The following is an 888-nucleotide window of genomic DNA, read 5'->3' on the forward strand; positions in this document are numbered from 1 at the left end:
TCCCATTCCAATTTTTAACAAGTTCTTCAAGTTTTTCCTTCTCGGTCTGCTGACATGAGATTAGAAAGAGAAAGCAACCCAGTATAAATATAAGATTTTTCATTTAAAATAAAATTTGATTAAACAGGGGTTATCATCTTCTAAACGCTCTTCCAGCTTCTTATATTCCTCTGGAGGAAGCACTTTTTCATAGTTTGGAAAGTCTTCATTGAAAACAATACAAGTCAGGAAATCTTCATTAAAGGCCAAAGGTTCAAAATGAATGTCTTCTGTTGTTTTTTCAAAAAAGNCAAAGGTTCAAAATGAATGTCTTCTGTTGTTTTTTCAAAAAAGAAACTTTTGCCGTCTTCCTTCCGGTAAAATAGATTTTTCGAATGCTTAAGCCCAAACACCAACATGATATAATAGAATTTATCATTCTGATATTGATCGCATAAAAAATAAGGCACAGTAGAATCACGTAAATACTGCAACATTAATTTATATTCTTCAACCTTTTTATCCTCTAATAAAGTGAATCCATACTCCTTCAAATCAAGATTATCTTTTCCAAAATCCCAACGGTATGCAACCCGTAAGCTATCTGTCCTTACTTCATATACTTCATTTTGATAAGGATTCGAAAAATATACTTTATGTTCATAATTATAAAAAGGTTTAGAATTCAGAATAGTGAAAACGGGAGGCACATGCCAAAATTCTTTCACATTCTTGGAAGACTCTTTAGAAATAACGCTGATACAATTATCATTCTCAGAAGCAGGTAGTGTCCATGTAATGAAATACTTACTCTCCAGCTCCTCTATCAATTGATAATTTGCCCTCGTTGGCAGTTCTATTTCTTTTATGAATTTTCCATCCAGAGAATACACATAAAGAGAGCCAAAT

General features: G+C 32.4%; 1 pseudogene. It reads right to left on the reverse strand.

From position 1 onward, the window contains the following. Window positions 1-99 precede the first annotated feature (99 nt). A pseudogene (locus JZY04_RS21010) lies at window positions 100-888 on the reverse strand (6-bladed beta-propeller); the annotation flags it as partial.

This window comes from Bacteroides sp. 11BF (assembly GCF_019633765.1).
GTDB lineage: Bacteria > Bacteroidota > Bacteroidia > Bacteroidales > Bacteroidaceae > Bacteroides > Bacteroides hominis.